Source organism: Nocardioides sp. SLBN-35 (assembly GCF_006715725.1).
GTDB lineage: Bacteria > Actinomycetota > Actinomycetes > Propionibacteriales > Nocardioidaceae > Nocardioides.
Genome location: NZ_VFNU01000001.1, coordinates 201,469 through 227,207, shown reverse-complemented (window position 1 = coordinate 227,207; position 25,739 = coordinate 201,469). Strand labels below are relative to the sequence as shown.

Annotated in this window: 22 protein-coding genes; 14 read left to right on the top strand and 8 right to left on the bottom strand. The window is 72.4% G+C overall.

Annotated elements, in window-relative coordinates; translation table 11 throughout:
- Positions 1–13 precede the first annotated feature (13 nt).
- Positions 14–691 (bottom strand): response regulator transcription factor, encoded by a 678-nt coding sequence (locus FBY23_RS01095; RefSeq protein ID WP_141796463.1) that lies wholly within the window; start codon positions 689–691, stop codon positions 14–16.
- A complete protein-coding gene (locus FBY23_RS01090; protein WP_141796462.1) occupies positions 688–1,935 on the bottom strand; it encodes a sensor histidine kinase in 1,248 nt (415 codons plus the stop codon). Before FBY23_RS01090 ends, FBY23_RS01095 begins: the two co-directional genes overlap by 4 nt.
- A 175-nt stretch (positions 1,936–2,110) precedes the next feature.
- Between FBY23_RS01090 and FBY23_RS01085 the strand changes: the two genes are divergently transcribed.
- Together FBY23_RS01085 and FBY23_RS01080 are read left to right on the top strand one after the other, a co-directional pair.
- On the top strand, positions 2,111–2,419 hold the full coding sequence (locus tag FBY23_RS01085) for a hypothetical protein (protein WP_141796461.1): 309 nt from the start codon (positions 2,111–2,113) through the stop codon (positions 2,417–2,419).
- Positions 2,406–3,737: a cytochrome P450 gene (locus FBY23_RS01080; protein WP_141796460.1), complete on the top strand. Its 1,332-nt coding sequence runs from the start codon at positions 2,406–2,408 to the stop codon at positions 3,735–3,737. The genes FBY23_RS01085 and FBY23_RS01080 overlap by 14 nt, the downstream gene beginning before the upstream one ends.
- Before the next feature lie 4 nt (positions 3,738–3,741).
- On the opposite strand, the gene FBY23_RS01075 is transcribed toward FBY23_RS01080, so the two are convergent.
- Positions 3,742–4,473: a M15 family metallopeptidase gene (locus FBY23_RS01075; RefSeq protein WP_222117683.1), complete on the bottom strand. Its 732-nt coding sequence runs from the start codon at positions 4,471–4,473 to the stop codon at positions 3,742–3,744.
- A complete protein-coding gene (locus tag FBY23_RS01070) occupies positions 4,467–5,993 on the bottom strand; it encodes a serine/threonine-protein kinase (protein ID WP_141796459.1) in 1,527 nt (508 codons plus the stop codon). The genes FBY23_RS01075 and FBY23_RS01070 overlap by 7 nt, the downstream gene beginning before the upstream one ends.
- A gap of 156 nt (positions 5,994–6,149) precedes the next feature.
- Here FBY23_RS01070 and FBY23_RS26800 point away from each other — a divergent pair, with 156 nt between their 5' ends.
- The 6 genes from FBY23_RS26800 to FBY23_RS01040 all read left to right on the top strand — a co-directional run bounded on the left by FBY23_RS26800 (position 6,150) and on the right by FBY23_RS01040 (position 12,830).
- Positions 6,150–7,655, top strand: a complete 1,506-nt coding sequence (locus FBY23_RS26800; protein WP_141796458.1) for a fatty acid desaturase — start codon at positions 6,150–6,152, stop codon at positions 7,653–7,655.
- A 1-nt stretch (position 7,656) separates the two neighbouring features.
- Positions 7,657–7,851: a ferredoxin gene (locus FBY23_RS01060; RefSeq protein WP_107777861.1), complete on the top strand. Its 195-nt coding sequence runs from the start codon at positions 7,657–7,659 to the stop codon at positions 7,849–7,851.
- Positions 7,852–7,861: 10 nt separating this feature from the next.
- Positions 7,862–8,485: a TetR family transcriptional regulator gene (locus FBY23_RS01055; RefSeq protein ID WP_141796457.1), complete on the top strand. Its 624-nt coding sequence runs from the start codon at positions 7,862–7,864 to the stop codon at positions 8,483–8,485.
- A gap of 62 nt (positions 8,486–8,547) precedes the next feature.
- On the top strand, positions 8,548–9,789 hold the full coding sequence (locus tag FBY23_RS01050) for a M15 family metallopeptidase (protein WP_260805673.1): 1,242 nt from the start codon (positions 8,548–8,550) through the stop codon (positions 9,787–9,789).
- Between the two features lie 48 nt (positions 9,790–9,837).
- Positions 9,838–11,001, top strand: coding sequence for a CaiB/BaiF CoA-transferase family protein (locus FBY23_RS01045; RefSeq protein WP_141796455.1), 1,164 nt, complete (start codon positions 9,838–9,840; stop codon positions 10,999–11,001).
- A 371-nt stretch (positions 11,002–11,372) separates the two neighbouring features.
- Positions 11,373–12,830 carry a DEAD/DEAH box helicase gene (locus tag FBY23_RS01040; RefSeq protein WP_260805672.1) on the top strand — a complete coding sequence of 486 codons (1,458 nt, stop codon included), beginning with the start codon at positions 11,373–11,375 and terminating at the stop codon, positions 12,828–12,830.
- Positions 12,831–12,948: 118 nt separating this feature from the next.
- On the opposite strand, the gene FBY23_RS01035 is transcribed toward FBY23_RS01040, so the two are convergent.
- Entirely contained in the window at positions 12,949–13,698 is a 750-nt protein-coding gene (locus tag FBY23_RS01035) for a MerR family transcriptional regulator (protein ID WP_141796453.1), read from the bottom strand.
- A gap of 63 nt (positions 13,699–13,761) precedes the next feature.
- On the opposite strand from FBY23_RS01035, the gene FBY23_RS01030 reads away from it, so the two are divergent.
- From FBY23_RS01030 to FBY23_RS01010, 5 genes are all read left to right on the top strand, one after another.
- A complete protein-coding gene (locus FBY23_RS01030) occupies positions 13,762–14,973 on the top strand; it encodes an acetyl-CoA C-acetyltransferase (RefSeq protein WP_141796452.1) in 1,212 nt (403 codons plus the stop codon).
- Between the two features lie 38 nt (positions 14,974–15,011).
- Positions 15,012–17,192, top strand: coding sequence for a 3-hydroxyacyl-CoA dehydrogenase NAD-binding domain-containing protein (locus FBY23_RS01025; protein ID WP_260805670.1), 2,181 nt, complete (start codon positions 15,012–15,014; stop codon positions 17,190–17,192).
- Positions 17,193–17,316: 124 nt separating this feature from the next.
- Entirely contained in the window at positions 17,317–18,525 is a 1,209-nt protein-coding gene (locus tag FBY23_RS01020; protein ID WP_141796450.1) for an LCP family protein, read from the top strand.
- Between the two features lie 35 nt (positions 18,526–18,560).
- Positions 18,561–19,280, top strand: coding sequence for an ABC transporter ATP-binding protein (locus FBY23_RS01015; RefSeq protein WP_141796449.1), 720 nt, complete (start codon positions 18,561–18,563; stop codon positions 19,278–19,280).
- Positions 19,255–20,697, top strand: a complete 1,443-nt coding sequence (locus FBY23_RS01010; RefSeq protein WP_141796448.1) for a hypothetical protein — start codon at positions 19,255–19,257, stop codon at positions 20,695–20,697. The genes FBY23_RS01015 and FBY23_RS01010 overlap by 26 nt, the downstream gene beginning before the upstream one ends.
- Here the strand turns inward: FBY23_RS01010 and FBY23_RS01005 are convergent.
- Genes FBY23_RS01005 through FBY23_RS00995 form a run of 3 tightly spaced genes read right to left on the bottom strand, consistent with a single transcriptional unit; the run spans position 20,694 to position 24,286 of the window.
- The gene (locus tag FBY23_RS01005; protein WP_141796447.1) at positions 20,694–21,854 is read right to left on the bottom strand and encodes a M20 family metallopeptidase; all 1,161 of its coding nucleotides are present in this window, start codon (positions 21,852–21,854) and stop codon (positions 20,694–20,696) included. The genes FBY23_RS01010 and FBY23_RS01005 overlap by 4 nt on opposite strands.
- The gene (locus FBY23_RS01000) at positions 21,847–23,004 is read right to left on the bottom strand and encodes an amidohydrolase family protein (protein WP_141796446.1); all 1,158 of its coding nucleotides are present in this window, start codon (positions 23,002–23,004) and stop codon (positions 21,847–21,849) included. Before FBY23_RS01000 ends, FBY23_RS01005 begins: the two co-directional genes overlap by 8 nt.
- Complete coding sequence (locus tag FBY23_RS00995; protein ID WP_141796445.1) at positions 22,994–24,286, bottom strand: glutamine synthetase family protein; 1,293 nt, start codon at positions 24,284–24,286, stop codon at positions 22,994–22,996. Before FBY23_RS00995 ends, FBY23_RS01000 begins: the two co-directional genes overlap by 11 nt.
- A 250-nt stretch (positions 24,287–24,536) precedes the next feature.
- Between FBY23_RS00995 and mftD the strand changes: the two genes are divergently transcribed.
- Complete coding sequence (gene mftD / locus FBY23_RS00990; protein ID WP_141796444.1) at positions 24,537–25,718, top strand: pre-mycofactocin synthase MftD; 1,182 nt, start codon at positions 24,537–24,539, stop codon at positions 25,716–25,718.
- The last annotated feature ends 21 nt before the right edge of the window (positions 25,719–25,739 follow it).

Here is a 25,739-nt window from a genome sequence, read left to right as displayed (position 1 = left end):
GTTGCGACGTCGCTCAGGAGCCGGGCCGGACCAGCCCGTGGTCGTAGGCGTAGACGATCGCGGCCGGACGGTCGCGCAGCCCGAGCTTGGTGAAGATCCGCCCGACGTGGCTCTTCACGGTCAGCTCGGAGATGACCAGCTCGGCCGCGATCTCGCCGTTGCTGCGGCCGACCGCCATCGCGCGGAGCACCTCGAGCTCGCGGGCGGTCAGCGGGTCCACGCCGTCGGCGGCGCGGGCGACCGGGGCGGGAGCGAAGGTCCGGAACCGGTCGAGCACCCGCCCGGTGACGGCCGGGTCCAGCCAGCTGCCTCCCTCGGCGACCGTGCGGACCGCGCGGATCAGGTCGTCGGCGGAGGAGTCCTTGAGCAGGAAGCCTGCCGCACCGGCGCGCAGCGCGCCGGACAGCATCTCGTCGTCGTCGAAGGTCGTCAGCACCAGCACCGGCGGGCCGCCGGCCTCGACCACGGCGCGGGTCGCGGTGATCCCGTCGACGGTGCGCATCCGCAGGTCCATCACGACGACGTCGACACCGGACTCGCCCAGCCGGGCCAGGGTGGCCGGCACCTCGCCGCCGTCGGCGCACTCGGCGACGATCTCGAAGCCGTCGCGCCGGCGCAGGATCCGGCGCAGGCCGGAGCGCACCAGCTCCTGGTCGTCGACCAGGACGACCTTCACCACGAGGTCGCTCACGCTGTCTCCATCTTTCCGAGGGTTCGCCCGCAGGGCAGCTCGAAGCCGGGTCCGGTCCGTGCCGCCCCCAGCCGTACGTCGACCACCCAGTCCCCACCAGCCGGCCCGGCGTCGAGCCGGGCACCGAGCTGGGCCGCGCGGGCCTGCATCCCGGCCAGGCCGGAGCCGTGCCCGTCGGGCCGCGGCCGGCCGGCAGGCAGGGGGTTCGAGATCTCCAGGCGCGCGCGGGAACCGGTCACCGCGAGCCGCATCCGGACCGGGGCGTCGCCGCCGGCGTGCTTGACCACGTTGGCCAGTGACTCCTGGGCGATCCGGTACAGGCCCAGCCCGGCGGCGGCCGGCAGGGAGTCGGGGTCGCCCTGCTCGTCGTACTCCACCGCGAGGCCGGCGTCGGCCATCTCCCGCACCAGGGCGGCGATGTCGGCCGCGCCGGGCAGGGCGTGGCGCTCGGAGGTGCCGTCGGCCATCGCGCTCACCGCGCGGCGGATGTCGGCCATCGCGCGCCGGCCGACCTGCTCGGCGTCGGCGAGCGCGGCATCCACCTCGGCGACGGCCTCGGCGGTCTCGGCGGCGCTGGCGGCCTCGCCGACGTCGCGGAGCGCACGGCGGGCACCGGTGACCTGGAGCAGCGAGATGCTCAGGGAGTGCGCGACGAGGTCGTGGATCTCGCGCGCGATCCGCTCGCGCTCGGCCGTCGTCGCCCGCTCCCACGCCTGCTCCCGGGCCTTCCGCTCGGCGATCAGGGCGCGCATCTGCCACAGCAGCATCGCTCCGATCACGAAGCCCAGCAGCAGCTCGAAGGTGTAGAGCGGGGCGCCGACCAAACCCGGCCGGATCGCCGCGCCGATGAGGACGACCTGGCCGATCGCGGCGACCGAGAGGCCCTCGCGCAGGCCGTCGCGGGCGGTGATCTCCGCCGTCGCGAGGCCGAGCAGCACGGGGGCCAGGTCGAGCACGCCGTCGGGCGGCCGCGACAGCAGCAGCGCGGCGGCGAGCACGCTGCCGGCGCTGTCGGCCCACCACGGCAGCCAGCGGTGGGTGGTGAACTGGAGCAGCGGCGAGATCATCACGAGAGGCACGCAGACCAGCAGCGGGTCGAGCGGCCAGAGCGCTTCGCGCAGCGCCAGGGCGACGACCACCGAGACCAGCTGCCCCAGGTGGGAGGCCAGCGGCACCCACCAGGGGTAGAGGATCTGGTGCCGTTCGAGGTTCGACTCGATCCCGGCGCGCAACCAGCGCAGCATGACGACAGCCTAGGGAGCACGGCGACCGCGGTCATCCCGCCGCGGGAGGCTGCTCGGCTCCTCCCCTGGTAGGAGTCCAGGTGCCTGCCGTCGTCCGATGTCCGGCCGCCGCTGCGCGCCTACCTTCGATGCATCCCCCGAAGACATCCACCCGACAGAGAGGTCGGTGAGGACGATGACCTGGACCGAGACGCACCGTCGCTGGCAGGCACTGCGCGCGATCGAGCAGGACCTGTGGTCCGCCGAGCGGCCCGAGCTGCCCTGGAACGACGAGCTCGCGCTGATCTTCGGCGACCGTGACGGCCTGCGGGCCGCACTGCGCTACCGCTGGCGGCTCGCGGTCAGCACCCAGCTCGACACGCACCTGCCCGAGCGGGTCCTCGAGGAGCAGCGCCGGGTCCTTGCCGAGCGCGCCCGCGGCGTCCTCGCCGTGCTGGACAACGGGACCGGCGAAGAGTTGGGTACGACGCATGCGGTCGCCTGATCTCGCCCGTGCGGTCGACCTCCCGCGGTCCTTCACCGCGTGGGCATTGGCCCACGGGCTGCAGCGCTCCCTCATCCAGCGTGGTGCCCGCAAGGGTGACCTGATCAGCCGGATGGTGACGGACCCGGCCCTGCGGGTGGACCCGTTCCCGGCGTACGAGGAGCTCCGCGGCCGTGGCGTGATCAGCGCCAACGACCTGATCTCGGCCAGCGTCGACCACGCGGTGTGCAACGAGGTGCTGCGCAGCGACGCGTTCGGCACCGCCGGCGGCCAGGGCGAGCTGCCCAAGCCGTTGCAGTGGCTGCACCACAAGGTGATCGACCCCGACACCCTCGGTCCCGTCGACCCGCCGTCGATGCTGGCGGTCGACCCGCCTCTCCACACCCGCTATCGCAAGCAGGTCGCCCGCGCCTTCACCGCCCGCAAGGTCGGCCGGATGGGCGACCGGGTGAGCGACGTCGCCGGCGACCTGCTCGACGACCTGGCCGGGGTCGAGGACTTCGACCTCATCGAGCGCTACGCCTCCCAGCTGCCGGTCACCGTGATCGCCGACCTCCTGGGCGTTCCGGAGAACGACCGCGACCGGCTCCTCGTGCTCGGCAACGAGGCCGCAGTGACCCTCGACCCCGGCCTGTCCTGGCGCCAGTTCCGCCGTGCGGAGGTGGCGCTGCGCGAGATGCACACCTGGTTCCGCGGCCACGTCGAGCGTCTCCGGGCCAGCCCCGGCGACGACCTGATCAGCCAGCTGATCCGGCTCGAGGGCCCGGACCGCCTCGACACCGTCGAGCTGCACCAGGTCGGCCTGCTCGTGCTCGCCGCCGGTTTCGAGACCACCGTCAACCTGATCGGCAGCGCGGTCGCCATGCTCGACGGGCATCCCGAGCAGCTGCGCTGGCTGCAGGAGAACCCCGACGGCTGGGGCAACGCGGTCGACGAGGTGCTCCGCCACCAGTCGCCGGTGCAGCTGACCCTGCGGATCGCGTTGCAGTGCACGGAGGTCGCGGGCAAGGTCTTCGAGCCGGGACACGGGATCCTGCTCTACCTCGGCGGTGCCAACCGCGACCCCGCCGTGTTCAGCGACCCCGGCGCCTTCGACGTCACGCGCGCCAACGCCGACCAGCACCTCGCCTTCTCGGCCGGCGTGCACTTCTGCCTCGGCGCGAGCCTGGCCCGGTTGGAGACGGCGGTCGCGCTGCGCGCCCTGTACGAACGCCACCCCGACCTGCACGTCGCGGGGCGCCCCGAGCGCCGCGGCACCCGGGTGCTGCGCGGGTTCGAGCGCCTGCCGGTGCGGACCACGGCGCGGGTGCCGTCCTAGGAGGTCAGTCCGGCATCGCCGAGAAGTGCTGGTGGTCGACCGGGTCGTGCCACCGCCCTCCCCAGTACCAGCCGATCGCGTCGAACGCCGCGACCACGGGGTCGCCCTCGCGCAGCACGCCGGGACGCGCGGCCGAGCGGTCGAGATAGGGCACCGAGCCGTCGTGGGTGGTGCGCCCGTGCAGCACGTACGGGTTCTCCAGCGGGTTCACGTCGATCGCCCGGCCGTAGGCGTGGTGCGACCAGGTCGCGCTCGACCCGGTCTTCGCCCGGCAGTTGAAGGCCGAGGTGTTGTCGGCCTCGATGGAGGCGAAGTCGTCGCCGCCGTACGCCTCGATCGGGCGCATCCGCCGGATCGGGAAGCCGAGGGCCCACAGCTGCTCGAACACCTGTCGTACGTCAGCGACAGTGTCGCGGTGCACCACGAGCCGTCCGGTACGCCGCCGCCCGGCGAAGTCGTGGAACGCCAGCCGGACCACCCGCAGGTCGGTGAGGGGGACCGGGCAGCCGGGGTGCCAGGTGACCCCGCGCATCGCCGCCTGCTCGGCGTCGGTGAGCCGGCGGCTGCTCGACGTGAAGCCGGCCGGCGCCGGGTCCGGGGTCGGCGTCGGGCTCGCCGTCGTGACCGGCGCATCCTCCGGCGCCGGCGCGGGCGTCGTGGCGACCGGGTCCGCCGTGCACCCCGCCGTCGCGAGGGCCGCGAGGGCCGTGAGGGTGAGGGCCCGGCTCCTCAGCACGCGGGGACCGTGCCGTCGAGGTGGAGCAGTGCCACCCAGTCGCCGTCGGTGGTCCGGGCCCAGCGGTCCGAGCTTCGCCCCAGGCTCTGGGAGGACACCTTCTCGCCGTGCTCCCAGCACACGACCTCGTGCACGCTCTGGTCGTCCCAGCGCTCGCTCCGGCCCTGGGCGTCACGGGCCTCGGCATCGTCGGTCGACGGGCCGGTGCGGACCTGGAGGTAGCAGCTGCCGTCGCCGCACGTGTCGTGCACCCGCACCTCGACCGGGGTCGGCTCCTCGGGCGGGGTCGGGTCGGACCGGGTCGTCGACACGCCACCCACCTCGCCGGTGTCGGCCGTGGTGGCCGTGAAGGAGCGGGTTCTCGGCGGGTCCGCCCGCGGGTCGTCGTCTCCCGCCCACGGCCGGAGCACGGCTGCGACGACGCCGATCACGACCAGCGCCACCAGCCCCGCGGCCAGGGTGATCCACCCGGCCCGACCGGCCCGACCGGCCCGACCGGCCCGACCGGCCCGACCGGCCCGACCGGCCCGACCGGACCGCCCGGACCGCCCGGACGGTGCGGCCGGCGGCGGCGTGTCGACCGGCCCCGTCAGTGGAGGCGTGGGCGTCGGGAACGACGGCGGTGGCGGTGGTGGGGGCACGGCCTCCCCGGCCGGCCGGACCGCGAGCCGTCGTACGCCCATCGGCACCGCGGCCAGCACGTGGTCCAACGCCACCCGCATCGCGTCGACCGAGGCGAACCGCTCGGCCGGGTCCTTGGCCATCGCCTGCAGCAGCACCCCGTTGAGGTCCTCGACCCACGGCGCGTCGGCGGCGAGCTGGCGCACGGGCGCCTCGAGGTGCTCGCGGGCGAGCACGAACTGGGTGCCGACGTACGGCGTCGTGCCGGTCAGCATCGTCCAGAGCAGGCAGCCGAGCGCGTAGACGTCGGTGGTCCGGGTCGCCGGGGCGCCGCCGAACCGCTCGGGGGCGAGGTAGGGGAAGGTGCCGATCACCGCGCCGGTCGCGGTCAGGCCCTGGTCGGGCTCGGTGTCGCGGGCGATGCCGAAGTCGCACAGGTAGGCGAAGGGCGCGTCCGCGCTGCCGGTGACCAGCACGTTGCTGGGCTTGATGTCGCGGTGCAGGACGCCCGCGCGGTGGGCGTCGGCCACCCCGGAGGTGATCTGTACGGCGAGCGCGAGCGCGGTGCCGACCGGCAGCGGCCCGCCCTCGAGCCGCTGGGCGAGGTCGGCGCCGGCGACCAGCTGGGTCGCGATGAACAGCGAGCCGTCGACCTCGCCGTGGTCGAGGACCTGGATGATGTGGGGGCTGTCGAGGCGGACCAGGGTCGCGGTCTCGTGGAGGAAGCGGGTGCGGTACTCCTCGTTGCCCGCGAGCTCCGGCGCGATCACCTTGAGCGCGACCCGGCGGCCGATCCGGGTGTGCGTGGCGGCGTACACCACGCCCATGCCGCCCCGGCCGAGGACGCCGTCGACCTGGTAGTCGCCGAAGGTCTCGCCCTCGCGCGGGTAGCCCGTCATCACGACCCCCTCCTGCCCGCTGGTCCGGCCCCCATTCTTGCGCCTGTGTCGTGTGACGGCGGACACTTTACATCTGTGCCCCTCTTGTCAAAGCACTTTACAAGTCATACGGTTCTGTCAAACGGCAGTGCTGCCGGAGTGCGAGGAGGCCAGACGATGACCGGACCGACCATCGGTGCCACCGTTCCCGTGGGATCCACGGAGCAGTGGCGCGACAAGAAGCGCTACCTGTGGCTGTGGGGCCTGATGGTCCCCGGCTTCGGCGTGCTCTTCGCCCTGGCCTACATCGCGACGGGCGGGTGGTGGGGCTTCACCCTGGTCGCCCCGTTCCTGGTCAACTTCCTGATCCCGCTGCTCGACCTCGCGATGGGCACCGACCAGAGCAACCCGCCGGACGAGGTCATCGAGGAGCTCGAGAACGACCGCTACTACCGCTGGGTCGTCTTCGCCTACGTGCCGATGATGTTCGCGCTGGTCTTCGCCGGCTACTACATCATCGGCGAGGGCAACCCGGTCGCCTGGCTGCTCAACCACGTCGGCCTCGGCGACTGGGGCGACGCGCACCTGAGCGCCAACCTGATGGCCGACCACCTCGAGCTGCCGTGGTGGGAGAAGGCGCTGTGGGCGCTGTCGATCGCCGGCGTCGTCGGCATCGGCATCAACACGGCCCACGAGCTCGGCCACAAGAAGGAGTCGCACGAGCGCTGGCTCGCCAAGATCACCCTCGCGCCGACCTTCTACGGCCACTTCTACATCGAGCACAACCGCGGCCACCACGTCCGCGTCGCGACGCCCGAGGACCCGGCGTCCTCCCGGCTCGGCGAGAGCCTGTACCGCTTCTGGCCGCGCACCGTCTGGGGCTCGCTCAAGAGCGCGTGGGAGGTCGAGGCCAAGCGCTACCGCCGCAAGGGCACCCACCCGTTCCACGCCGGCAACGACGTGCTCAACGCATGGGCCATGTCAGTCGCGCTCTGGGCCGCCGTCATCGCGCTCAACGGCTGGAGCGTCGCGGTCTACATCCCGATCACCGTCGTGTTCGGCTTCTCGCTCCTCGAGGTCGTCAACTACCTCGAGCACTACGGCCTCAAGCGGCAGCGGGTCGGCGAGAAGCAGCGCTACGAGCGGGTGCTGCCGATGCACAGCTGGAACAGCAACAACATCGTCACCAACATCTTCCTCTACCACCTGCAGCGCCACAGTGACCACCACGCCAACCCGACCCGGCGCTACCAGGCCCTGCGCGACTTCAAGGAGTCCCCGGCCCTGCCCACCGGCTACGCCGGCATGATCAACCTCGCGCTGATCCCGCCGCTGTGGCGCAAGGTGATGGACCACCGGGTGGTCGAGCACCTCGACGGCGACGTCACGCTGGCCAACATCGCTCCGGGCAAGGAGGCGGCGTACCTCTCCAAGTTCCCGCCGCCGGTCGAGCACGCGCTCAAGACCGAGGACCTGTTCGCCCAGAGGTTCGTCGGCGAGGTGCTCGCCGCCAAGTGCCCCGGCTGCTCCTACGTCTACGAGGTCGCCGCGGGCGACGAGCACGAGGGCTTCGCCGCCGGCACCGCCTGGGCCGACATCCCGGACGACTGGTGCTGCCCGGACTGCGGTGTCCGCGAGAAGATCGACTTCATCCCGTTCGACCCCGAGAAGGTGCAGGCCTGACATGAAGATCGTTGCTGACCTCGACAGGTGTGAGGGCCTCGGCATGTGCGAGGCGATGGCCAACGACTACTTCGAGGTGGACGAGGACGAGGACAAGGTCAACGTCCTCGACGACTCCCCCGAGGAGAGCGACCGGGCCCACGTGTACGCCGCCGTGCAGGCGTGCCCGGTGCTCGCCCTGACCCTCGAAGGCTGAGCGGACACCGATGTCCCTCCTCGCCGACCGGACCCGGGCCCTGGTCGACCGGGTGGCTACCCTCACGGGGGTGGCCACCCTGACGCTCCGCGACCGCCTGCTCGAGGCGGCTGTCGAGCTCACCACCAGCGCGGGCTGGGCGAAGGTGACGATGGCGCGGCTGGCCGACGAGGTCGGCGTCAGCCGGCAGACGGTCTACAACGAGATCGGCACCAAGAACGACCTCGCCGAGGCGATGGTGCTGCGCGAGCTGGACCGCTTCCTGGCCGGGGTGACCCGCTCCTTCGACGAGAACCCCGACGACCTGGTGGCGGCGATCCGCGACTCGGCCCGCCGGGTGCTCAAGTACGCCCAGGACAACGCGCTCCTGCACGCCGTCGTCTCGGCGACCCATGGCGCCGACACCGAGCTGCTCCCGCTGCTGACCACCCACTCGGAGTACCTCCTCGAGGGAGCCAAGCTCGTGGTCGCCGACCGGGTGGCGGCGTACGACGTCGACCTGCCGCCGGAACGCCTCGCCGCCAGCATCGACATGGTCGTGCGGCTGGTGCTCAGCCACGTCATGCAGCCCTCGGCGGACCCCACTCGCACAGCCGGCGACATCGCGTGGATCGCCGAACGCGTTCTGCGCTGATCGCCCACGTACTACCCTCGCCTCGGGAGATGCCGGGAGATCCCGGCGGAGGGAAGAGGTCCATGGGGTTGGTGCGACGCGCCCTGACGAGCCGGCTGACGGTCGGGCTCGCGGGCGGTGCTGCCCTCCTGGCGCTCACCGCGTGCGGCACACCGCAGAAGGGTGCGGAGAAGGACCCGAAGGCCGACCCGAGCGAGGCCGCGGCCAGCACCACCGCCACCGCGACGACCGCTGTGGCCGACCCCGCGCACGCGGTGGCACCGCCCGGTCCCTTCGACGGCAAGCAGTACGGCGACGACCTGCTCCTCGTCTCCCAGGACTCGCTCTCCAAGGACGACCTCGCCACCATCACCGGCGTGACGGTGCGGGGCAAGAAGGGCGTCGCGGCCTACACCCAGCTGTCCTACGGCCAGTTCTCGGTGGAGAACAAGCTCTTCAACATCGCCGCCGTCGACCCGGGCGACTACCGCCGTTTCACGGGGAACGACTCGGCGACCTTCCAGCAGCAGTGGGACCGGATCGCGGGCGGCGAGATCGCGATCCCCAAGGCCCTCGAGCAGGAGCTGGTGCCCGACAGCTCGGGCTACCTCGCCGTCGACGAGGAGAAGATCCACATCGGCGCCCTGTTCCCCGGTGGGGTCGACGGCGTCGACGCGGTCGTCAACGCCAAGTGGGGGGAGGCGCTCGGGCTGCCCGAGGAGAACGCGGTGCTGATCAACACCGGCCTGTCCTCCCCGCAGGTGGTGCGCAAGAAGATCGAGAACGCCTTCGGCAAGGACCGGTTCTCGATCAGCGCCCTCGACATCGTCGCCCAGAGCGGCATCGACCCCGGCACCTACCAGCAGGCGATCCCGGTCGGCGCGTTCAGCGACGCGGTCGGCGTCTTCCGCTACACCCCGATCGGCGGCGGGCGGATCGCGCCCGACCCGGCCTGGGTCAAGGCCCACATCGTGACCGAGGTGGTCCCGATCCTCGGCTCGGTGACGTGCAACAAGTACCTGATGCCGCAGCTCAAGGCGGCCCTCGCCGAGATCGTCACGAGCAAGCTGGCCGGCAAGATCCACCCGGGCGAGTACGCCGGGTGCTACTACCCGCGCTTCATCGCCGGCTCCACACAGCTGTCCAACCACTCCTTCGGACTGGCGCTCGACCTCAACGTGCCGGGCAACCAGCGCGGCACCGTCGGCCAGATGGACCGCGTGGTCGTGGCGATCTTCAAGAAGTGGGGCTTCGCATGGGGCGGCGACTGGGCCTACACCGACCCGATGCACTTCGAGCTGGCACGGATCGTCAACCCGGGCTGAGGCGGATGCTGACAGCATCACTGTCACGATCCGTGTCATGATGCGCGCATGACGTTCGCGCTGGGTCAGGGAACCGGTCCGCTCAAGGGCCTCAAGGTCGTCGAGATCGCCGGGATCGGGCCGAGCCCGCACGCCTGCATGATCCTGGCCGACCTGGGCGCCGACGTGATCCGGGTGGAGCGCCCGGGCGGGCAGATGCTGACCGGCGGGTCGCACGACCTGCTCAACCGCGGTCGGCCCAGCGTCGCGCTCAACCTCAAGGACCCCGAGGCGGTCGCGACCGTGCTCGACCTGGTCGAGCAGGCCGACGTGCTGGTCGAGGGCATGCGCCCGGGTGTCGCCGAGCGACTCGGCTTCGGGCCCGAGGACTGCCACGCCCGCAACCCGCGACTGGTCTACGGCCGGATGACCGGTTGGGGTCAGGACGGCCCGTGGTCGCAGGCAGCCGGCCACGACATGAACTACATCGCCATCACCGGCACCCTCCACGGCCTGGGTCAGGTCAAGGACAAGCCTCAGTTCCCGACCAACCTCGTCGGCGACTTCGGTGGCGGGTCGACGTACCTCGTCATCGGCATCCTCGCCGCGGTCTTCGAGGCGAAGGCCTCCGGCCAGGGCCAGGTCGTCGACGCCGCGATCGTCGACGGTACGGCGAACCTGAACGCGATGACCTCCGCCTTCCTCGCCGGCGGCGGGTTCAAGGAGGAGCGGGCCGCCAACCTGCTCGACGGCGGCGCGCCGTACTACGACATCTACGAGACCGCCGACGGCGAGCACATGTCGGTGGGCGCGCTGGAGCCGCAGTTCTACGACCTGTTCGTCGAGCTGCTCGGCATCAAGGACACCGCGCCGGACCGCTGGGACGTCGCGAAGACCGACGAGCTGCGCGACCTGATCACCTCGACGTTCAAGACCAGGACCCGCGAGGAGTGGTGCGCGATCTTCGACGGCACCGACGCCTGCGTGGCGCCGATCCTGCGGATGAGCGAGGCCAAGGACCACCCGCACATCAAGGTCCGCGAGATCTTCGTCGAGCACGAGGGCATCGTGCAGCCGCAGCCCGCGCCGCGGTTCTCCCGCACGAAGGCCACGCTGTCGCACCCGCCGGCCCCCGGCGCCGGCGCACACACCCGCGAGGCGCTCGAGGCCTGGGGCGTCAAGGACGTCGAGGGCCTGATCGAGCGCGGTGCCGCGGTGCAGATCGAGGGCTGACCCGGTCGGTGGCCGCGGCCCCGCTGTAACACGCTGTCCATCCGACTACTCGTCGGTTCTCCGCAGAATCGCCGCCGGATTCGGCCGATTTCTGCTGACACCCGGCGGGTAGTCGCGTGGACAGCGTGTTACATCCCACAGCGCCGCAACCCGCGGCGATGCGGGTCCCCGAGCGGGGGACCCCTAGGCTGAGAGCACCGATCCGGCCAGTCTTGCCCCGGATCCCGGCGTACCACAGCGCACCATCCGTGGCTGCGCCCCTCACCAGAGGCACCGCTTCACCGCCTGTCACCGGACAGGCAGCACGGCGAGACGCCCACCTGAGGGGATCGCGCCGCCCTGCGTGCAGCGTTCTCCGGAGAGAACCACCCGTGACCACCACCTTCGCCGATCTCGGCGTGCCCACTGCCCTGCTCGACGTCCTCGCGGCCGACGAGATCACCGTCCCCACGCCGATCCAGGCCGCGACGCTGCCGGACTCGCTGAAGGGCCGTGACGTGCTCGGCCGCGGTCGCACCGGCTCCGGCAAGACCTACGCCTTCGGCCTCCCGCTCGTGGCGCGCCTGGTCTCCGAGGGCGAGCGCCGGCGTCCGGCGCCGAAGCGCCCCCGGGCCCTCGTCCTCGCTCCGACCCGCGAGCTCGCGAGCCAGATCGCCGCCACCGTCGCACCGCTCGCGAAGGCCGTCGGCCTGCGCACCACCACCGTCTTCGGCGGCGTGGGCCAGGGCCCGCAGGTCAACGCGCTGCGCGACGGCGTCGACATCCTCATCGCCTGCCCCGGCCGGCTCGAGGACCTGATCGGCCAGGGCCACTGCAGCCTCGCCGACGTGCGGGTCACCGTGCTCGACGAGGCCGACCACATGGCCGACCTGGGCTTCCTGCCCGCCGTACGCCGCCTGCTCGACCAGACGCCCAAGGGCGGCCAGCGGATGCTGTTCTCCGCGACGCTCGACAACGCGATCGACGTCCTGGTCAAGCGCTTCCTCGTCGACCCGGCCGTGCACCAGGCCGACTCGGCCCAGTCGCCGGTCACGAAGATGGACCACCACGTGCTCCACGTCGAGCGCGAGCAGCGGCTGCCCGTCCTGCTCGACCTGGTCAGCGCGCCCGGCCGCACCGTCGTCTTCACGCGCACCAAGCACGGCGCCAAGGCGCTGGCGCGCCAGCTCAACAAGAACGGCGTCCCGGCCGTCGACCTCCACGGCAACCTCAGTCAGGGGGCGCGCACCCGCAACATGGAGGCCTTCCACAGCGGTACGGCGACCACCCTGGTCGCGACCGACATCGCGGCCCGCGGCATCCACGTCGACGACGTCTCGCTCGTCGTCCACGCCGACCCGCCGGCCGAGCACAAGGCCTACCTGCACCGCTCCGGACGTACGGCGCGCGCCGGCGCCGCGGGCACCGTGATCACGTTGATGACCAGTGAGCAGCGCGGCGACGTCCGGGCGCTGACCCGGGCCGCCGGCATCACGCCGACCACCACCCGGATCCAGGGCCCCGACCACCCGGTGCTCCAGGACCTCGCGCCGGGCGAGCGGTCGCGTCCGGGCGGCATCGACCTCACCCCGGCCACCCCGCAGGGCGGCAACGGCGGGGGCAACGGCGGCGGTCGTCGTCGCTCCGGCGCCAAGAAGCCCGCGGCGAAGAAGCCGGCTGCCCAGGGCCAGCGCTCCGGCGGCCAGGGCCAGCGCTCGGGCGGGCAGGGCGGCACGAAGCCGGCCGGCCAGCGCTCGGGCGGCAACCGCGGCCGGTCGCGCTCGCGCGGTGCCGGCTCCGGCTCGGGTGGCGGCCACAGCGCCGCCGGCTTCAGCTCCGGTCGTCGCTGACCCGGCAGAAAGTGGCTTGAGATTCGGGTCGACCCGGCAGAACTTTCTGCCGGGTCGACGCAGTTCCGGGACCAGTTCGCGCCGGGTCGACGCAATTCCGAGACCAGTTCGAGCCGGGTCAGCGCCGCCGTGGGGTGCGCGCCGCGCGCGCGACCGCTGACTCGTACGCCGACACCAGGCCGCCGACCGACAGCGGCTTGAGCCGCTCCATGATCTCGCGGAAGTGCTCGGACGTGGTCGCGTCGCCGTACAGCGGGGCGAGCTTGTCGTTGATGACCTCGTAGAGCTCCTTGGCCATCTGTTCGCCGTGCTCCTGGTAGACCGCCGCGGCCGCGACCGCGACCTCGCGGGGGAAGCCGAGCTCGAGCAGGCGGATGCCGATGGCGAGCTGGTTGCTGGCGACGAGGTACGACGTCCCGCGGATCCGCAGCACGCCGAGGGCCTGCAGGGTGGCGACGTCCTCGGTCGAGAGTGGCCGGCCGGCCTTCTTCTCGAGCTGCTCGCGGTCCATCTCGACGGGTAGGTCGGACTGCCAGGGGGCGAGCATGGTGCGGGCCAGGGTGATGTCCTCGGGGGTGGCGTCCTCGGGGATGCCGGCGACGTACCGCTCGATCGCGGACAGCGTGAACCCGTGGCTCTGCAGCTCCAGCACGAGCTCGATCCGGGCCAGGTGGGCGGCGGAGTAGTAGCCCGACCGGCCGCGCCGGATCGGAGGCGGCACCAGGCCCCGCGAGGTGTAGAAGCGCACCGTGCGCACGGTCAGCCCGACCCGTGCGGTGAGCTCCTCGAGGGTGAGCAGCTCCTCCTGTGGATCGCTCCCGGATGCGTCGTGGGTCACACCGTCCGCGGGCCCCTCGCTCTTGACCATGACAGTAATAGTGTCACAATCGATCCCAGAGACACCCTCTCCCGTACAGAAACAAGGACGGTCATGGCAGAAGCATTCGTGTACGACCACCTCCGCACGCCGCGCGGTCGGGGCAAGGCCAACGGCTCCCTCCACGAGGTGAAGCCGGTCGACCTCGCCGTCGGGCTGATCGACGCCGTGCAGGAGCGCAACCCCGGCCTCGACACCAACCGCATCGACGACGTCGTGCTCGGTGTCGTCTCGCCGATCGGCGACCAGGGCGGCGACATCGCCAAGACCGCGGCCATCGCGGCCGGCCTGCCGGACACCGTCGCCGGGGTCCAGCTCAACCGCTTCTGCGCCTCGGGCCTCGAGGCCGTCAACCAGGCCGCCGGTCGCGTCCGCGGCGGGTTCGAGGACCTGATCATCGCCGGTGGCGTCGAGTCGATGAGCCGCGTGCCGATGGGCTCCGACGGTGGCGCCTGGGCGTCCGACCCGGCCACCGCGTTCAAGGCGGGCTTCGTGCCCCAGGGCATCGGCGCCGACCTGATCGCCACGATCGAGGGCTGGAGCCGCGAGGACGTCGACGCGTACGCCGCCGAGTCGCACCACCGGGCCGCCAAGGCCCAGGCCAACGGCTACTTCGACGGCGCGATCGTGCCGGTCAAGGACATCAACGGCCTGACCGTCCTCGACCGCGACGAGACGGTCCGCCCCGACACCTCCGTCGAGGGCCTCGCCGGCCTCAAGCCGTCCTTCGCCCAGCTCGGCGCCGACGCCGGCTTCGACGACGTGGCGCTCGAGAAGTACCACTGGATCGAGAAGATCAACCACGTCCACCACGCCGGCAACAGCTCGGGCATCGTCGACGGCTCCGCGCTCACCCTGATCGGCAACGAGCAGGTCGGCAAGGACCTCGGCCTGACCCCGCGCGCCCGCATCATCGCGACCGCGGTCTCCGGTGCGGACCCGATCATCATGCTGACCGGCCCGGCCCCGGCCGCCCGCAAGGCGCTGGCCAAGGCCGGCCTCGAGGTCGGTGACATCGACCTGTTCGAGATCAACGAGGCGTTCGCCGCCGTCGCCATGCGGTTCATGCGCGACATGGGCATCAGCCACGACATCACCAACGTCAACGGTGGTGCGATCGCCATGGGCCACCCGCTCGGTGCGACCGGCGCGATGATCCTCGGCACCCTGATCGACGAGCTCGAGCGGCGCGACCTGCGCCGCGGCCTCGCCACGCTCTGCGTCGGCGGCGGCATGGGCATCGCGACCATCGTCGAGCGCGTCTGACGCCGTACCGGACCCAGAGACTCAGAACAGGAACGACATTGAGCACCGACACCCAGACCTCTGTGCGCTACGAGCGCGACGCCGACGGCATCGTCACCCTCACCCTCGACGATCCCAACCAGAGCGCGAACACGATGAACGAGCTCTACCGGGAGTCGATGGCGGCCGCCGTCGAGCGCCTGTACGCCGAGCAGGACGACATCACCGGCGTCGTCATCACCTCGGCGAAGAAGACCTTCTTCGCCGGCGGCGACCTCAAGCTGATGGTCCAGACCACCAAGGACAACGCGGGTGACGTGTTCGCCCAGTGCGAGAGCATCAAGGCGTCGCTGCGACGCCTCGAGCTGTTCCCGAAGCCGGTCGTGGCCGCCATCAACGGCGCCGCCCTCGGCGGTGGCTACGAGATCACCCTCGCCACCCAGCACCGGATCCTGGTCAACGACCCCAAGATCAAGGTCGGCCTCCCCGAGGCGACCCTCGGCCTGCTCCCCGGCGGCGGCGGCGTGACCCGCGCCGTGCGCAAGTGGGGCCTGCAGACCGCGCTGATGGACGTGCTGCTCCAGGGCACTCAGTTCAACCCCGAGACCGCGCTCAAGAAGGGCGTCGTCGACGAGCTCGTCGCCACCCAGGAGGAGCTGGTCCCGGCCGCGAAGGCGTGGCTGAAGGCCAACCCCGAGGCCGCCCTGTCGCCGTGGGACGCCCCCGGCTACAAGATGCCCGGCGGTACGCCGAAGTCGCCCGCGCTGGCCGGCTTCCTCCCCGCCTTCCCGGCCCTGCTGCGCAAGCAGCTCAAGGGTGCCGACTACCCGGCGCCGCGCGCGATCCTCTCGGCCGCGGTCGAGGGCGCGCAGGTCGACTTCGACACCGCCTCGCGGATCGAGTCGCGCTACCTGGCCAACCTGGTCGTCAACCAGGGCTCGAAGAACATGATCCAGGCGTTCTTCTTCGACCTGCAGGCGATCAACTCCGGCTCGCAGCGTCCGGCGGGTCACGAGCGGTTCGTGCCCAAGAAGGTCGCCGTGCTCGGCGCCGGCATGATGGGCGCCGGCATCGCCTACGTCTACGCCCGCAACGGCGCCGAGGTCGTCCTCAAGGACGTCTCGGTCGAGAACGCCGAGAAGGGCAAGGCCTACACCGCCCAGCTGAACGAGAAGGCGGTCTCCCGCGGCAAGCTCACCCAGGAGAAGGCGGACGCGATCCTCAACCGGATCACGGCCACCGACAAGCCCGAGGACCTCGCCGGCTGCGACACGGTGATCGAGGCGGTGTTCGAGGACCCGGAGCTCAAGGCCAAGGTCTTCGCCGAGGTCATGCCGCACGTCAACGCCGACGCGGTGCTGTGCTCCAACACCTCGACGCTGCCGATCACGGCGCTCGCCGAAGGTGTCGAGCGTCCGGCCGACTTCATCGGCCTGCACTTCTTCTCGCCGGTCGACAAGATGCCGCTGGTCGAGATCATCACCGGCGAGAAGACCGACGAGGCGGCGCTGGCCAAGGCGTTCGACCTGACCCAGTTCATCAAGAAGACGCCGATCGTGGTCAACGACAGCCGCGGCTTCTACACCTCGCGTGTCATCGGCTACATGGTCAACGAGGGCATGGCGATGCTCGCCGAGGGCGTGGCGCCGTACTCCATCGAGCGGGCTACCACCTCGGCCGGCTACCCGGCCCCGGTGCTGCAGCTGTCCGACGAGCTCAACCTCGAGCTGATGGCCAAGATCGCCAAGGCGACCGCCGAGGCCAACCCCGACCTGCCGGTGCACCCGGGCCAGGCCGTGGTCGGCAAGATGCTCGAGGCCGGCCGGGCCGGTCGCCTGCGCGGCGCGGGCTTCTACGACTACGAGGACGGCAAGCGCGGCTCGATCTGGGCCGGCCTCGCCGACCTGTTCCCGCTCGCCGAGCAGCAGCCGCCGATCGAGGACATCCGCGACCGGATGCTCTTCGCCGAGGCGCTCGAGACCGCGAAGACCTTCGAGGAGGGCGTCATCACCTCGGCGGCCGCCGCGAACATCGGCTCGATCATGGGCATCGGGTTCCCGCCGAACACCGGTGGTGCCGCCCAGTTCATGACCGGCTACGAGAACAAGGCCACGGGCGAGGTGGGCCTGGGCGCCTTCCTCGCGCGCGCCGACGAGCTCGCCGCGAAGTACGGCGACCGGTTCCAGGCCACCCCGTGGCTGCGCGAGCTGGCCGCTTCGGGCAAGGGCTTCCCCGCCTGATCCGGTGGACAGGTCCCTGACTGGGACGACAAAACTGGCGCTTGGACGAGGATGCTTCCTCGTCCAAGCGCCAGTTTCACCGGCCGGCCGGTGAAACTCCCACCGGCCCGCTACCGTTCCCGTCATGGGTGGCCGGCGACGGGTGGCGCGGCCCGGGCGGACTGTCTTCCGGGTGATCCTGGCGAGCCTGACGGCGCTCGGCCTGCTGACCGGCCTGGGCGTGGTGCTGGCCTACCAGAACTGGAACGGCAACCTCGAGCACCCGACGGTGGTCGGCAAGAACCGCCCGAAGAAGAAGACCAAGGCCCTCAACATCCTCGTCATGGGCACGGACACCCGCAGCTGCGAGGGGTGCGGGATCGACAGCGAGGCCGGCGGTGGCCTGTCCGACACGACGATCCTGTTCCACCTCTCGGCCGACCGGACGTTCGCCTACGGCATCTCCATCCCCCGCGACACCGCGGTGATGCGGCCGGCGTGCTACCGCTCCGACGGCAGCGAGATCCCCGCCGCCACGAGCTACGAGAAGTGGAACGAGGCCTACCAGGTCGGCGGGCCCGGCTGCACCCGCCAGCAGCTCGAGCAGCTCACCGGCGTACCCGTCGACCGGTTCGTCGTCGTCGACTTCGGCCAGTTCAAGGACATGGTCAACGCCCTCGACGGTGTGGAGATCTGCGTTCCGCAGGACATCGACGACACCACCGGCAACATCCACCTCAAGGCCGGTACCCGCGAGGTCGACGGCACCGAGGCGCTGGCCTACGCGCGGGTCCGCTACGGCATCAGCGGCGGCATCGACCCGTACCGAACCCGCCGCCAGCAGGCGCTGATCGGCGCGATGATCGACAAGGCGCTCACGGCCGGCATGGTCGCCCGGCCGGACAAGCTGGCGAGCTTCATCAGCGCCGCGACCACCAAGCTGCAGACCGACTTCAAGTCCGTCGCCGCCATGGCCAAGGTCGCGGCCAGCGCCAAGGGCATCGACCCCAACGACATCAAGTTCATCACCACGCCGTGGACCCTCGACACCGACAAGGTCAGCGGTGGCGTCGAGTGGCTGCCCTCGGTCGAGCGGCTCTGGCAGCTGGTGATCGACGACCAGCCGCTCACCCCGGAGTTCGTCGCCGGGTCGATCAACGCGGGCCAGTCGCCGGGCGGTGGCTCGGGTGCGGCGTCGGGCAAGGCGTCGGAGTCGGCCTCCGAGTCGGCGTCCGGGTCGGCCTCCGAGTCGGCGTCCGGGTCGGCGTCGGCGTCGCCGGGCGGCGGCGAGACCCCCGACCCGTCGGGCGGCCTGTCGGCCGATGAGCGCGCGGCCGCGGGGCTGTGCAGCTGAGGCCCTGACCGCTCAGCTCGGGTCGGTCGCTGCCGATGGCCTCCCGTGTGGGAGCCGTGATGGTCGAGGTCGCCGGGCTGCACGTCCGGTTCGGCACCGTCGACGCGGTGGCCGGCGTCGACCTGCAGGTCGAGGCGGGACAGGCACTGGCCCTGCTGGGGCGCAACGGCGCGGGCAAGTCGACGACCATGCGGGTGCTGGCGGGCGTCGTACCGCCGACCTCGGGGCGGGCCGTGGTCGCCGGTTCCGAGGTGGCGCACGCACCGCTGCAGGCGAAGCGGGCGGTCGGGTACTGCCCGGACGTCGGAGGCCTGGTGCCGCGCGCGACGCCGTGGGAGCACCTGCAGCTGAGCGCGCGGCTGCGCCGACTCGACGACTGGGAGCAGCGGGCGCGCGCGCTGCTGGAGCAGTTCGACCTCGGTGACGTCGCGCACCGGGTGACCGCCGGGTTCAGCCACGGCATGGGCCGCCGGCTCAGCGTCGTGCTCGCCGCCCTGCACGAGCCCGAGGTGTTGCTGCTCGACGAGCCGTTCGACGGCGTCGACCCGCTCGGGGTGGAGGCCACCTTCGCCGTCGTCGAGGACGCCCGGGCCCGCGGCGCCGCCGTCCTCGTGTCCACGCACCTGCGCGACCTCGCGGTCGAGGTCTGCGGCGAGGTCGCGGTGCTGCGCGGCGGCGTGCGGGTCGCCACCGTCAGCGCCGAGGACATGGCCGGGGACGAGGGAGCCCGTGCCTACCGCGCGCTCCTGGCCTGAGCCTGAGCTCTCCCGGGCGCTGGCCGACGTCCGGCACCTGCTGTGGTTCCGCCGCGCGACGGTACGACGACCACGGGCCGCCGCCCTCGCCCTGGCCGGCCTCGGCCTGGTCACCGTGGCAGCGGTGGTCCTGCCGGCTCTCCTCGCTCCCGGCGATGACCTCGGCCGCCTCCTCCGACCGGGCCTGGTCGCGCTCGTCCTGGTCGCCGTGAGCGGAGCGGTCGCCGGCGGGGGCGGCCGCGAGCTGCTCGCCCGCGACCCGGCGTCGGTGTTCCCGGTCAGCCCGGTGACCGACCACCTGGGTGCGCTGCTGCTCGCCCCGCTCAGCGCGGGCTGGCTGATCCAGGCCTGGGGCCTGCTCGGCCTGGTGGCCGCGGTCGCCGGGCCGGGCGCCGTACCGGTCGCGCTCGCCTGGCTGGTCGCCGCGACCGCGCTGGCGCAGGCGGTCGGCTGGGCCGGGGAGTACCTGCGCCGGCGTGGGGTCCTCGCCTGGTTCGCGGTGCCGCTCGCCGGCCTCGGGGTGCTCCCGGCGGCGCTGGTCGCCGACGCGGTCCAGCACGGCGGCCCGGCCGCGCAGGCGCTGGCCGTCGTGGCGCTGCTCGCCGCGACGGTCCTGCTGGTGGCCGCCGGTGCCGTCCTCGCCGTGGTCACCGCCCGCCGGGTGCCGCGCGACGAGACCCGTCGCGAGGGCGCGACGTACGCGCCGCGACCCCTGCCCGCGTCCGACCTCGCCCTGCTGCGGCGTACCGACCGCGCCTCGGTCTGGCGCAGCGTCCCGCTCCGGCGGGGCACCGTCCTGCTCGCCCTCGCGCCGGGCACGGTGGCGCTCGCCGGCGGCCTCGCCTGGTCGAACCTGGTGCTGCTGCCCGGCCTGGTCGCGTCCGGCTGCGTGCTGCTGTTCGGCGTCAACCTGTGGTGCCTCGACGGCCGCGGGCTGCTGTGGCGCGAGTCCCTGCCCGTCTCCCCGTGCACGGTCCTGCTCGCCCGGGCGCTGGTGCTGGCGGAGGTCCTCCTCGGCGCCGGTACGGCGACCCTGGCCCTCGGCGCGCTCCGGGCCGGCCGTCCCACCGCCGCCGAGGCGCTGGCCGTCGTGCTGGCCCTGCTCGTCGTCGTCGCCCAGTCGCTCTCCGCCGCGCTGCGCTGGTCCCTCGCGCACCCGTACGCCGTCGACCTCCGCTCCGCCCGCGCCACGCCCGCACCGCCGCTCGCGATGGTCGGCTACTCGCTGCGGCTCTCCGTCGCCACGACCCTGTCCGGCCTGCTGCTCGCCGGGTTCGCGCGCGTCGGCCGGGCCGACCTGGTCGGCCTCACCGCGGCTCTTCTGGTGGCCTTCTCAGCGGTCCGGATCGGCCGGGCCGCCCATCGCTGGTCGGACCCGGTACGGCGTGCGGCGGTGGTCGCGGTCGTGTCGGCCTAGGCCCCGCCCGACCCGTCGGCCACGAGAGCCGCGCCGCCGAGGTAGCCCGCGAGCAGCGCACGGGCGACAGCCCGCAGGTCGGCGTCGGTGGGCAGGAAGGTCGCCGTGTGCAGGGACGTGTCGGTCTCGCTGCCGACGAACATCATGGTGGCCGGCATCCGCTCGGAGAAGAACGAGAAGTCGTCGGCGCCCAGTGAGCGCAGGTCGGTCGAGACCGGCATGCCCTGGCCGGCGAGCCGGGTGGCGACCAGCTCGACCAGGCGGGGATCGTTCTCGAGGACCGGTTCACCCACGGTGATCCGGACGACGGCCTCGCAGTCGTGGGCACGCGCGATGTTCTCCGACACCGCGACGATCCGCTCGTGCAGCAGCGCGCGGGTCTCGGAGGAGAGGGCGCGGATGGTGCCGGTCGCGCGGGCGACGTCGGGCACGACGTTGGCCGCCTGCCCGGCCTGGAAGGACGAGACGCCGACGACGGCCGAGCGCATCGGGTCGACCGACCGGCTGACCACGCTCTGCAGGGCGACCACGATCTCGGCGAGCGCCAGCAGCGGGTCGTCGGCGAGGTGGGGGTAGGCGGCGTGGCCGGACTCGCCGGTCACCACGATCTCGAACTCGTCGGACGAGGCGTTGACGCCGCCGGGCACGCAGGCCACCACTCCGGCGGGGAGCGCCGGCTGCAGGTGGGCGCCGATCATCACGGCGCACTCCTCCGTGTCGAGGATGCCGTGCTCGGCGATGTCCTTGGCGCCCGAGGGGTAGGTCTCCTCGCGCGGCTGGAGGACGGCGAGCAGGGGCACGGGAGCGCCGTACTCCTCGACCGTCAGGGCGACCGCGACGAGTGCCGCGAGGTGCACGTCGTGGCCGCAGGCATGCATGACACCCGGGTTCTGCGAGCTCCACGGCACGCCGGTGCGCTCGACGACGGGCAGCGCGTCCATCTCGCCGCGGACCCCGACGCACGGACCGGGACCGCCGATGCGCAGCACCGCTCCGGTCTCGGCCACCTTGACCGGGGTGCCGGCCGGCAGCGCGCGAAGGACGAGGTCGCGGGTGAGGGACTCGTCGCCGGAGAGGTCCGGCTGCCGGTGCAGGGCGCGGCGCAGCTCGGCAGCCTGGGCCAGGTGGCCGTCGAGGACGGCCCAGACGTCAGCCACGACGGCCTCCGTAGACGCGCTCGGCGTTGTCGCGGCCCACGAGCGTCGCCACGCGGACGGCGTCCGCGAGCGACCACTCGCCGGCGTCGACCCAGCGCGCGAGCACCTCGGTCATCCCGCGCCGCCAGAGCACGGCACCGAGCAGGTGCAGCTCGGAGGGCCCCCAGGCGTCGGAGGAGTAGAGGACCTTGCCGAACGGCGCGAGCTCGAGCGCCTCGGCCAGCACGGCCGGGGAGGCGGCGCCGGTGTAGTTGACCGCCAGTCCCACGTCGAGGTGGACGTGCGGGAACGCCTGGGCGAGGAAGCCGGCCTGCCGGTGGTAGGGGTAGCAGTGCAGCAGCATCACGTCGGTGCCGGCCGGCTCGACCAGCCGCAGCCAGTCGGCGAGCAGCAGCGGGTCGCAGCGGCGCAGGTCGAGGTCGGGGTCGCCGAAGCCGGCGTGCAGCTGGAGCGGCAGGCCGGTGTCGACGGCGTGCCACAGCAGCATCCGCAGCAGGACCGGGTGGTCGACGCGGGGCACGACCGTCTCGTCCTCGAGGGCCGCGAGCCAGTGCGAGGCCGCCTCACGGACCTCCTCGGGGGTGGGCCGGGCGGGGTCGAACTCGAAGCCGTGCCGGTAGGCGATGACCGACTTGAGGCCCGCAGCGCGGGGGGTGGCGCTCGCCAGCGCCGTCAGGAAGCGTTCCTCGAGTCCCGCCGCGTCGCCGTCGCGGGCGACCGACTCGAGCACGGTTTCCAACCGGACGATCTCCTCGACCGACGCAGCGGGGACCCGCTTGCCGAAGCCGTCGAGGCTCACCAGGGCCTCGCCGCGGAAGCCGGTGTCGACCAGCCAGCGGTCGACCCCGGCGGCGCCGAGCAGGCGGCGGTCGACCTCCTCGGTGGGGAGCGCGGTCCGGGCGGCGACGTACTGCTCGATCGGGGCGTGCGGGTCGAGGTCGAGCAGCGGCGCGCAGTGCCGCCGTACGGCGAACGCGACCTGGCTGTCGAACGGCGAGGTGCCGGCCGCGGCGGGGCGGTCCGACTCGGTGAGCAGGTCGCCGAGCTCGGTCAGGCCGATCGGTGCGGCGAGCGAGGAATGGACGTGGTGGTCGACCAGCCGGAGGTCGGCCAGGGCCTCCGTCAGGGCGGCGCGGGACTCAGTAGACATCGGCGAACCTCGCGCAGCGCTCGACCTCGGACAGCTCGGCCACGGCAGCGAGCTCGGCCCGCTTGACCGAGACGTGGGTGTCGAGGAGGGCGGGGTCGAACCAGCCGGTGACGACCTCGTCGGCGGTCAGCTCGTCGAGCGCGGCCGCCAGGTCCTTCGGGAGCAGCGGCACGCCCGCGAGCTCGTCCTCGGTCACCGACTCCGGCCAGATGGTGGGCTCGGCGAGGTCGCCCGTGATCCCGGCCAGGCCGGCGCGCACGAGCAGGCCGAGGGTGAGCCAGGGGTTGGCGGTGGCGTCGGCGGCGCGGAACTCCAGGTTGTACTGGCGCGCAGGATCGCCGCCACCGGCCGTGCTGGTGGGGCAGATGCGCAGCAGGGCCTCACGGTTGCGCTCGGCGAGGAAGACGCCGCCGGCGCTCCAGCGGTGCGGGGTCAACCGCAGGTACGAGACGGGGCTGGGCGCGGTGAACGCCAGCAGCGCCTGCGCGTGGGCCAGGATGCCCGCGGCGAAGCGCCGGCCGACCGCGCTCAGGCCCGCGGGGGCGCTCGGGTCGTGGAGCGCGGGGGTGCCGTCCGCGGTGCGCAGCGAGAGGTGGACGTGGACGCCGTTGCCGCTGCCGTCGGGATGGGTGAGCGGGGCGAAGGTGACACCGCGGCCGTGGCGGCGCGCCAGGTCGCGGACCAGCTCCTTGAGCAGGACGGCACGGTCCGCGGCGACCAGGCCGGGTGCGGGCTCGAGGGTGACCTCGAACTGGTCTGCGCCGTACTCCGGGAGCCAGTTCTCCGGCTGCAGGCCGGTCGCCTCGAGCAACGCGACCAGCTCGGAGCCGAAGGGCTCGATGCTGCGGTGGCGTGCGAAGGAGAACGGCGCGGTCGCGGGGAGGCCGTCGACCATGAACTCGTGCTCGAACGAGGCAGTGACCTCGAGCCCGGTCGCCGCACGCAGGTCGTCGAGCGCCTGTCGGGCGAACGTGCGCGGGCAGCAGGCCCAGGGTGAGCCGTCGGGCTCGGTCTGGTCGGCGAGGACCAGGGAGACCGCGGGGTCCTCGCCGCGGGCGGGGATCTCGATCCGGGTCGAGGCGTCCGGCATCAGCCGGAGGTCGCCTGTCGAGCCGAAGACGTTCGGGGCGATGGTGCCGAACGCCGTGATCGCGAGGTCGGCGGGGACCCAGCCGACGCCGCGCTGGAGGACGGAGTCCGCGGCGGCCGCGGGCACCGAGCGTCCGCGCAGCTGGCCGGCGAGGTCGCTGGTCGCGACGAAGAGCGTCTGGTCGGGGGTCATCGTCCACCTTCTCGGTCGGGAGCAGGTACGTCCGCGCACCGGCTAGCACGATTGGTACACGTGTTACAGGATCCGGTCAAGAGAGAGATTCTGCAATGGGTATTACGAATCTGTGCTTGCTCCCGATCATCTCACCCCACCTCGGATCGATTGGCACTGTCGTTACAGAAAGTTCCTCAAAGGGTATTGCCGTAAGAAACGTTTCAGCCTACGGTGATCCGGGTCTCACCATTCCCGAAGGAGTTCCCCGATGAGCAAGCGCATCCGGTTCCGCAACCTGGCGGAGGCCGAGCGACTGGCCAAGCGGCGCCTGCCGCGGGCGGTCTGGCTGGCGGTCAAGGCCGGCAACGAGCAGGGCTGGACACTCGACGAGAACATCCGGGCGTACGACGAGCTCGGCTTCTCGCCCACCGTCTTCGACCGCCCGACCAGCATCGACACGGCGACCTCACTGCTCGGGCTCGACATCGACTTCCCCGTCGTCATCTCCCCGGTGGGTGCACAGGCGATCCACCCCGACGGCGAGATCGGCGTCGCCCGCGCCGCCGCGCGGGCTGGGACCGCCGTCGGCCTCAGCTCCTGGGCCTCCGACCCCGTCACCGAGGTCGCCCGCGCCAACGACAAGACGATCTTCCAGCTCTACTGGGTCGGCACCAAGGCCGAGATCGAGGCGCGCGTCGAGGCGGCCCGCGCCGCCGGCGCCAAGGCGCTCATCGTGACCCTCGACTGGTCGCACACCCCCCGTCGGGACTGGGGTGTGCCACCCGCGCCGCCCAGCGACATGCGACTGCGGACCATGGCCGAGCTCGCCCCGGAGGCGTTGTCGCGCCCGCTGTGGTTCGGCAGCTACCTGCGCCGCGGCCGGATCCCCGACCTCAAGGTGCCCAACCTCTTCGAGCTGGACGGGTCGACGCCGTACTTCGGCGCCGCGTGGTCCCGCTTCGAGGAGACCCCCGCCCCGACCTGGGACGACGTGAAGTGGCTTCGCGAGCTGTGGGGCGGACCGTTCATGGTCAAGGGCATCAACACGATCAAGGACGCCAAGCTGTGCGTCGACCTGGGAGCCGACGCCATCGGCGTCTCCAACCACGGCGGCAACAACATCGACGGCAGCCCCTCGCCGCTGCGCTACCTGCCGAGCATCGTCGACGCGGTCGGCGACCAGGTCGAGGTCACCCTCGACGGCGGCATCCGGCGCGGCTCGGACGTCGTCAAGGCGCTGGCGCTCGGTGCCCGCGCGGTCTTCGTCGGCCGGGCCTTCCTCTACGGACTCGCGGTCAACGGCGAGGACGGCGTCCACGAGGTCCTGCAGATCCTGCGCAGCGGCATCCGCGAGACCATGTTCGGCATCGGGCGCAGCTCGATCTCCGAGCTGAGCCGCGAGGACCTGATGGTGCTCAACCCGCACTTCTTCGTCCCGCCGGCGAGCTGACCCGCCGCGCGCAGAGGAACG

What these genes read in the sequence shown, in the direction of transcription:
- FBY23_RS01090 (WP_141796462.1), bottom strand. Translation starts at nt 1,935, where the DNA reads ATGCTGCGCTGGTTGCGCGCCGGGATCGAGTCGAACCTCGAACGGCAC.
- FBY23_RS01085 (WP_141796461.1), top strand. Translation starts at nt 2,111, where the DNA reads ATGACCTGGACCGAGACGCACCGTCGCTGGCAGGCACTGCGCGCGATC.
- FBY23_RS01080 (WP_141796460.1), top strand. Translation starts at nt 2,406, where the DNA reads ATGCGGTCGCCTGATCTCGCCCGTGCGGTCGACCTCCCGCGGTCCTTC.
- FBY23_RS01070 (WP_141796459.1), bottom strand. Translation starts at nt 5,993, where the DNA reads ATGACGGGCTACCCGCGCGAGGGCGAGACCTTCGGCGACTACCAGGTC.
- FBY23_RS26800 (WP_141796458.1), top strand. Translation starts at nt 6,150, where the DNA reads ATGACCGGACCGACCATCGGTGCCACCGTTCCCGTGGGATCCACGGAG.
- FBY23_RS01060 (WP_107777861.1), top strand. Translation starts at nt 7,657, where the DNA reads ATGAAGATCGTTGCTGACCTCGACAGGTGTGAGGGCCTCGGCATGTGC.
- FBY23_RS01055 (WP_141796457.1), top strand. Translation starts at nt 7,862, where the DNA reads ATGTCCCTCCTCGCCGACCGGACCCGGGCCCTGGTCGACCGGGTGGCT.
- FBY23_RS01050 (WP_260805673.1), top strand. Translation starts at nt 8,548, where the DNA reads ATGGGGTTGGTGCGACGCGCCCTGACGAGCCGGCTGACGGTCGGGCTC.
- FBY23_RS01045 (WP_141796455.1), top strand. Translation starts at nt 9,838, where the DNA reads ATGACGTTCGCGCTGGGTCAGGGAACCGGTCCGCTCAAGGGCCTCAAG.
- FBY23_RS01035 (WP_141796453.1), bottom strand. Translation starts at nt 13,698, where the DNA reads ATGGTCAAGAGCGAGGGGCCCGCGGACGGTGTGACCCACGACGCATCC.
- FBY23_RS01030 (WP_141796452.1), top strand. Translation starts at nt 13,762, where the DNA reads ATGGCAGAAGCATTCGTGTACGACCACCTCCGCACGCCGCGCGGTCGG.
- FBY23_RS01020 (WP_141796450.1), top strand. Translation starts at nt 17,317, where the DNA reads ATGGGTGGCCGGCGACGGGTGGCGCGGCCCGGGCGGACTGTCTTCCGG.
- FBY23_RS01015 (WP_141796449.1), top strand. Translation starts at nt 18,561, where the DNA reads ATGGCCTCCCGTGTGGGAGCCGTGATGGTCGAGGTCGCCGGGCTGCAC.
- FBY23_RS01000 (WP_141796446.1), bottom strand. Translation starts at nt 23,004, where the DNA reads ATGTCTACTGAGTCCCGCGCCGCCCTGACGGAGGCCCTGGCCGACCTC.
- FBY23_RS00995 (WP_141796445.1), bottom strand. Translation starts at nt 24,286, where the DNA reads ATGACCCCCGACCAGACGCTCTTCGTCGCGACCAGCGACCTCGCCGGC.
- mftD (WP_141796444.1), top strand. Translation starts at nt 24,537, where the DNA reads ATGAGCAAGCGCATCCGGTTCCGCAACCTGGCGGAGGCCGAGCGACTG.